7 protein-coding genes are annotated in these 6,597 nt (G+C 61.6%); 2 read left to right on the top strand and 5 right to left on the bottom strand.

All coding sequences use genetic code 11. The features are described from left to right. Positions 1-531: hypothetical protein (locus Q4C89_RS13225; protein ID WP_303103092.1), on the top strand; the 531-nt coding region annotated here is incomplete at its 5' end. A gap of 180 nt (positions 532-711) precedes the next feature. Here Q4C89_RS13225 and Q4C89_RS13220 read toward each other — a convergent pair. The 4 genes from Q4C89_RS13220 to Q4C89_RS13205 all read right to left on the bottom strand — a co-directional run bounded on the left by Q4C89_RS13220 (position 712) and on the right by Q4C89_RS13205 (position 4,868). Next, the gene (locus tag Q4C89_RS13220) at positions 712-1,944 is read right to left on the bottom strand and encodes an ABC transporter permease (protein ID WP_339098230.1); all 1,233 of its coding nucleotides are present in this window, start codon (positions 1,942-1,944) and stop codon (positions 712-714) included. Beyond that, positions 1,941-2,555 carry an ABC transporter ATP-binding protein gene (locus Q4C89_RS13215; protein WP_303103090.1) on the bottom strand — a complete coding sequence of 205 codons (615 nt, stop codon included), beginning with the start codon at positions 2,553-2,555 and terminating at the stop codon, positions 1,941-1,943. The genes Q4C89_RS13220 and Q4C89_RS13215 overlap by 4 nt, the downstream gene beginning before the upstream one ends. Positions 2,556-2,584: 29 nt before the next feature. Then, positions 2,585-3,034, bottom strand: coding sequence for a hypothetical protein (locus Q4C89_RS13210; protein ID WP_303103089.1), 450 nt, complete (start codon positions 3,032-3,034; stop codon positions 2,585-2,587). 88 nt (positions 3,035-3,122) lie between these two features. Further along, the gene (locus Q4C89_RS13205; RefSeq protein ID WP_303103088.1) at positions 3,123-4,868 is read right to left on the bottom strand and encodes an alkaline phosphatase; all 1,746 of its coding nucleotides are present in this window, start codon (positions 4,866-4,868) and stop codon (positions 3,123-3,125) included. A 117-nt stretch (positions 4,869-4,985) separates the two neighbouring features. Between Q4C89_RS13205 and Q4C89_RS13200 the strand changes: the two genes are divergently transcribed. Beyond that, complete coding sequence (locus Q4C89_RS13200; protein WP_303103087.1) at positions 4,986-6,197, top strand: S1C family serine protease; 1,212 nt, start codon at positions 4,986-4,988, stop codon at positions 6,195-6,197. On the opposite strand, the gene tnpA is transcribed toward Q4C89_RS13200, so the two are convergent. Continuing rightward, positions 6,149-6,580 (bottom strand): IS200/IS605 family transposase, encoded by a 432-nt coding sequence (gene tnpA / locus Q4C89_RS13195; RefSeq protein ID WP_303103086.1) that lies wholly within the window; start codon positions 6,578-6,580, stop codon positions 6,149-6,151. The two genes, Q4C89_RS13200 and tnpA, sit on opposite strands and share 49 nt — an antisense overlap. Positions 6,581-6,597: the final 17 nt, after the last annotated feature.

The raw sequence follows: 6,597 nt of genomic DNA, 5'->3' as shown, positions 1-6,597 counted from the left end.
ATCCGCCAGCCTTTCGCGAGCATTCAAAAGCAACACCTTGGTCAGTTCAGTGGTCCTGGCCCCGACTTGCCTCTCAATGACGAACTTACTTTTGGGGTCGACAACGGTGAAATCCCACGCTTGCTCAGTCTTGTCGCCGACAAAATCGTGCCGCTCATCGGCTTCCATGCTCGTGACCTTGAGGTCACGAGCATGGAGGTCATGGAACTGTTCAAGATGAACACCAGTACGACAGACGATTCGAGCAACGGTCGTGCGGTGACAGCCCGTGAGGGTGGCTGTGGAAGAAAAACAGGTGCCATGAGTCATGTGGTCGATCACGCGATCGACCTGTTCAGGTGGCAATTTGCTGCCCCAGTAGGGTGTCCCCTTCGTTTCACTGAACTCAGTGCCACAGGTAAGACACCTGAGCAGTCGACGCTTTTCAGGGCCGTAGAACTTGCGGAAACGGATGTTCTGTCGACCAGGTTGATGGAAGTCTGGACAATGCGGGGTCTGGCAAACGAAACTGTCGAGTGGGAGCGAAAATAGCACACCCGGAGATAGGCTCCGGGCGCTCCCGTTTCAACCCTGTCGGGAATAGTTCCAGCCAACTACCGCGTAACTACGGCTCCGGCGAAAACACCCTGATATACAGTAGGGGGTTCTCTGAATGGCTGCCGATAATGGAGTCAGGCAGGGTGTTGCAAATTACACAGCCTTCCTTGACCGCTAGCTCAAATCACGAAGCGGACTAACCTGCGTTGCCGCCAGCGCCGATGGCATGGCGGCCAGGAGCCCCAGCGGAATCAGCCACAGGGCACGCCCCGCCAGCCCTGGGGTCAGCTGCGGTGGGGCAAGGGTAAATCCCAGCCGAGCGCCCAGCAGTTCCCCGCCGACCGAACTTGCGAGCAATGAGAGGCCTAAGCCCAGCAGCACGCCCAGGGTGACGGTGAGGCCCGTTTCCAGTAAAACGAGCGTGAAAACTGCAGGACGCCCGGCCCCAAGTGCCCTCAGCAGGGCCACCGTGCGCCGCCGTTCCAGACCAGAGGTGTAGACGCTCAGGGCCACGGTCAGTGCCGCAATCCCCAGCACCAGGATGCTCAGCCCCGCATAAGCGGTCTGCCCCTGCATCAAAGTCTGACGGGCCTGAGCGAAGACTTGACCCGGAAAGACAGCCATCGCCTTGTCCCCGGCGTTGACCTCCCCCGCCACGGTGTAGATACCCGCCAAGTTCTCCGCCGAGTACAGCACGGCGGTGACTTCTCGCTGCCCCTCCGCCTCTGCCCCGTGCGTCTCCCAGACGGTTTCGATGGGCGTCAGAACGGCGCGGTCCGCTGGGCCACCCGTCGGAGCCAGGATACCCGTGACACGGTAGGGCTCATTGTGCGCCTCGTGTCCCTCGCCCTCAGCAGTATGGTCGTCCTCGCCTTCGAGGGGCGCCACTTCCTCCAGGCCGTGCGCGCCTTTGAAGGTGTCTCCCACCTTAAGTCCCACCTCTCGGGCCACCGCCGCGCCCAGTACTACGTCATGCTCCTCTGCAAAAACCTGACCCTGCGCGACCCGGAAGTAGGGCGGGGCACTCGGCTTGAGACGCTGGTCGAAGAACTCGGGCGAGGTGCCCACAATCGGAAAGCCGACGTAGTTGTCCCCCAAAGCAAGCGGGACAGCGCGGCGGGTGCCTGGGGCCGTCTTCAGCTGTTGATACACCAAATACGGCACGTTGCCAGTCGGTACATCCAAATAAAACAGGCTGGACATCACCGCCTGGGTGGGACTTCCCTTAGCCGTGACCAGGAGGTCAAAGACTTGCGCTGCGTCTTGCGCGCCTCGTTCAACTTGTCGCGTGACCAGGGGGACGACCAACGCCGTTGCCGTCGCCAGAGCCACTGCCAGCACGGTCAGGATAAGTGCACCGGCGCGGTGCCGCAAGGAACGGAGCGCAGTCCAGAGGGCCAGGCTCATGCTGACCGTCCAATCTGAAAGCGCTGGGGCAACATCTGGGCTACCGTCTCGTCGTGGGTGACGATTACTAGGGTGGCCCCCAATTCTCCAGCGACTTCCCGGAGCAGTCTCAGGGCTCCGTCCGCCCGTTCGCGGTCAAGGTGGGCGGTGGGCTCGTCCACCAGCAGCAGACCGGGACGGTGGGCACATGCGCGGGCGATCGCCACCCGTTGCCGCTCGCCGGTGGAAAGCTGCGCGGGTAGGTGACGCAGCCTCGCTCCCAAGTCCAGCCGTTCTAACGCTTCCCGTGCTGTCCGGCCCGCGTTCGGCACCCCGGCCACGCGCAGACCTAGTTCCACGTTTTCCAGTGCACTCAGCCCCGGCATCAGATGAAAATCCTGAAAGACGTAGCCGACTTCACGGCGGCGAAAAGCGTCCCGATCAGCTTCGGTCAGCGTGGTGAGCTCCCGCGCGCCGTACTGCATCCGCCCGCTCAGGGGCCGCAGCAGCCCAGACAGCACGTTGAGCAGGGTCGTTTTCCCCGTCCCACTCGGACCAGTGACCGCCACCTGCGTCCCAGCGGGCCAGTGAAAGTCCGGGTAGCTCAGGGTGACTTCCGATCCGTGCTTCACACTCAGCCCCTCACCGGTAAGGATCGCACTCAAGCGTCCTGCACCCTGTCAGCGTAGAGTCGCACCAGGCTGACGAACCCGGTCTCCTCGTCCTTCTTGACGCCGATGTCGAGTCGCCCGGTCACGGTCAGCCCGCGCACCGAGGGTTCAAGTTCCTTGCCGGGTGGCATGATCACCAGCACGATGTCGGCGGGCCAGTCGGCAGCGGTGGTGCAAAAGGGGCAGGTGCTCATCGGCTGTTTGGTCAGCACGAAAAAGTCGAGCTTGGGCTTGAGCGGCGGGGCCATGTAACCCGCCATCGTGACCTTTTTGCCCGACAGGGATTTGAGCTTGCTGCTGTACTCCACGCCCCGAACCGTGGTTTTGCCGTACAGTTCGCTGAATTTGAGGCGTGGCGTTCCAGTTTGCGCCCCGGCCCGGCCCAGCCACAGCGAGGCGGGGACGGCGGCCAGCACTTTGATGAGGGTACGTCTGTTCATAGGTCCTCCTTCCTCACGCTTCGTAGCACAGAGGGCCACAAGCGATGGGGTCAACCCCCACAGCCTATGGCCCGCGTGTCAAGTGAAGTTATTTGTTCTTGGTGGCGTCCAGGCCCATGGCGCGGGCGATGCTGAAGAAGATGTCGGTCTGGTCCATCGTGCCGAAGAAGTGGTGGGCTCCAGCACCGAAGGCGAAGAGGGGCATCGGGTCGGCGGTGTGAACGCCCTGAGCGCTGCCGGGGTCAAGGTTGCCGACGCGCTGCACCGCGCCTTCTTCACAGATTTTGGGGTTGGGCACGTAGGCGGCTTCCGCGCCCGTCTTGCCGTTGCTGACGGTGGGGTCGAGGTAAACCTTGCGGCCCAGGTAGGTTTCGCAGTAGTCCGGGGTCGCCGCGAAGCCCACTGCGTAGGTGCGCTTGGTTTCGGGGAGCGGCAGGCCATTGGCGTCGCGCTGGTCGCCGTAAGTGGGGAAGCCCGCCTTGTCGTAGACGCCGACCGCCGAACGCTTGCCGGGGCCTTGGGTGGCGTCGTAGCCGCCGTAAACGCTCAGCGAGTGCGAGTGGTCCGCCGTGACGAGAACGAGGGTGTCGGGATGGGTCTTGGCGTACTCCTTGGCCCAGGCGACGGCCTTGTCCATCTCTAGCACGTCCCACACGGCACGTTGCCAGTCGAGGGGGTGCTCGTACTTGTCAATCATGCCGGGCTCAATCATCAGGAAAAAGCCGTTGGGGTTCTTCTCGAGGGTCTCGACGGCCTTTTTGGTGGTGTCCCACAGGTAGGGCATGTCGGTGAAGTCACCCAGCATCTCGGTGCTCTTGTACTGGGCGCGGTCGAGGTAGCTGGGAATGTTGTCGATGTTGAAGACGCCGAAAAGCTTGTCGCCCGTCGCGGCGTTGAGTTCGGTGCGGGTGGTCACGAGTTGGTAGCCGAGCTTCTGGCTGTCGGTGAGCCAGTCGGTGTTGTCCTTGCGGCGGCTGCCCGGCGTGGTGGACGGGATGAAGTCGCGGCTGCCGCCGATCAGGAGCACTTCCGGCTGCACTTCGCCCTTAAAATACTGGTCGGCAATCGCTTGGTAATCCCCACGGCGACGGGTGTAGGCGGCAAAGGCGGCAGGGGTCGCGTCGGTCCCGAAGGCGCTCGACACGATGCCGATGCTCTTGCCCATGGAACGCTTGAGCATGGAGCTGATCGGCTCGACACGGGGGTTATCGAGCGTATCGGCGGTGTTGTCGGGGTAGACGTTGAGCGCGTTGACCAGAATCTTTTGCCCGGTGGCGATGCTGCTGGCGGTATTGGCACTGTCGGCCAGGGCGCTGTCGTAGCTGCTGGTCGTCACCGAAGCCATGCTGCTCAGGCCGCTCATCATGGCGAGCTTGCCGGTGGGCATGCCGTTGGCGGGGTTGTAGGGGTGGGCGATCAGTTGGGCGGCGTTCATGGTGTTCCAGCCCAGACCGTCACCGATGAACAAGATGACGTTCTTGGCGCGGGCGTGCGAAGGGGTGGCCACGACGCTCCAGCTCACCACTTTGCTGGCGGGACCGTTCTCGTCGCTGTACTCCACGCGCAGGGTGTGCTGCCCGGCGTTCAGGCTCTGGCCGCGCAGGGTCCATTCCATGCTGGTGTCCTTGCTGTTGGTCGTGGCGAAGCCGCTGAGTTCACGGCCATCCAGCGTCACTTTGGCATCCTTGAAGCCTTTGACCTCTTCGGCCTCAATGCGGATGTCGAAGCGTTGACCGGGGATGAAGCTCGCCCCGTTGTAGGGGTAGACCTGCAATTTGGCCGCGGAAGCGGAGGCGCACAGGAACAGCGCGGCGGTAAGCAGAGCCTTTTTCATAGTTAGAGTTGACTTGGGCTTGGTCAGATGGGAGTCAGGTGAGTACAGCAAAACATGGTAAGGATAGTGATAAATCATTCGCATTATTTTCAGCGGAAGGGGGCATGGGCCATTCGTTTGAACAGCGGTAAGAACGCGTACAATCTCTCACCTTCAAACCGCACTTCTCACTGCTGGGCCGCAAAAAATAGATGCATGATCCCCAGACCATCTGGCTTCCAGGGTGTCCTGCTGGGCCTGTTGACGGCGGGCTCACTGGTCCTGATGGGCCTGGGGGCACAGGCGCAGCAGCCCACCGCACCTTCCTTACCTGCGTCTCCCGCCTTGACGCAGCCCACCGCGCCCAAGACAAACCAGCCCAAGCCTCTAAGTGGTCAGGAAAAGACCGAACTGCGGGCACTGTTCACGAAATTGCGCCCGGCCACCCTCCGCCTAGAACAGTGTGCCGTCAACGACTGCACGGACCCGGATGGAATCGGCACCGCTTTCCTGATCGGGGGTGATGGTCTGGCGCTCACGGCCTATCACGTCATTTACCAGGCCCCTAAACTGAGCGCGCGCACCAGCGACGGCAAACGTTACGCGGTGACTGTGGTGGGCTACGACGACCAGCACGACCTCGCCGTGATTCGTGTGGGGGTCCCCAAGGGCACACCTTTTCTTCCGCTGGCAAAATCCGGTCCTAAAGTGGGGGACGCTGCTCTGGCTATCGGCAATGGGGGCGGGGCCTACCTGCAGCCCAAACTGGGGCGCTTCACGGCACTGAATACTCAGGCGCAGCAGGCCGACTTTCCCTCAGGCACACTTGAACTCAGTGCCCCCCTCGTGCCGGGTGACAGCGGTGGCCCGATTATCAACCGCGCAGGCGAGGTGGCTGGGGTCGTCAGCTTTATCCGACTGAGCGGAGAAAGTAGAGAGACGGTGCAAATCCGCTCCTACGCCGTCCCTGTGACCACCAGCAGTGCCCTCGTGGCCGAGTTGCGCCGAGGGGTCAAGCGGGAAGCGCCAGTGATTGGCATCTCGCTCGGAAGCGAGTGGCGCATCCTGTTCGACCTGCCCGAGGAAGTCTTCGTCCGCAGCAAACTTGGCAAGACCGCTGGAGCCTTTTTCACCAGCGTGTTGCCAGGAAGTCCAGCGGCCAAAGCGGGCCTGCAACCTCTGCGCTTCTCGGAGGATGGAGATTTGCTCGGCGGGGACATCGTCACGGCACTAAACAACCACCGTCTAAAGACGGTGGGGTTAAGAGAACGACTGAAAGTCGGGATACGCGCTAAAGCACGTCATTCTTCAACAATCCCGAACACGCTGCTCGGATTCGGCTCAAAATGATGTTCCAGATACGCCTTGATCGTCTCTTCCGTGACCTGCCCTACTGTTGAGCAGAAATACCCTCGTCCCCACAGGTGTCTTCCCCAGAATTCCCGCTGCAACCGTGGGAATTCTTCCATCAACTTGCTCGAACTTCGTCCCTTAATGCGCCGCATGATTTCGCTCGGAGCCATCGTCGGTGGCGCACTCACCAGAATATGGACGTGGTCACCACTCACTACACCCTTCAAAATCTTGATTTCAAAGGCGTCACAGGTTTGCCTGACCAGTTCCCGTGTGCGGGCGGCAACATCACCACGCAGGATGTTCTTCCGATATTTGGTGGCCCATACGAAGTGGTATTCGATGTTGTAGGCGGTATGGCTTCCGTGGCGATACTCCACCACTCAAGTGTAGTAGC

This window comes from Deinococcus sp., from assembly GCF_030523985.1.
Lineage (GTDB): Bacteria > Deinococcota > Deinococci > Deinococcales > Deinococcaceae > Deinococcus.
Note: the sequence above shows the minus strand (reverse complement) of the source record. Positions and strands in the feature narration are given on the sequence as shown.

Bases quoted from the DNA above. Each gene is read 5' to 3' on its own strand.
- Q4C89_RS13220 (WP_339098230.1), bottom strand. From the start codon at position 1,944: ATGAGCCTGGCCCTCTGGACTGCGCTCCGTTCCTTGCGGCACCGCGCC.
- Q4C89_RS13210 (WP_303103089.1), bottom strand. From the start codon at position 3,034: ATGAACAGACGTACCCTCATCAAAGTGCTGGCCGCCGTCCCCGCCTCG.
- Q4C89_RS13205 (WP_303103088.1), bottom strand. From the start codon at position 4,868: ATGAAAAAGGCTCTGCTTACCGCCGCGCTGTTCCTGTGCGCCTCCGCT.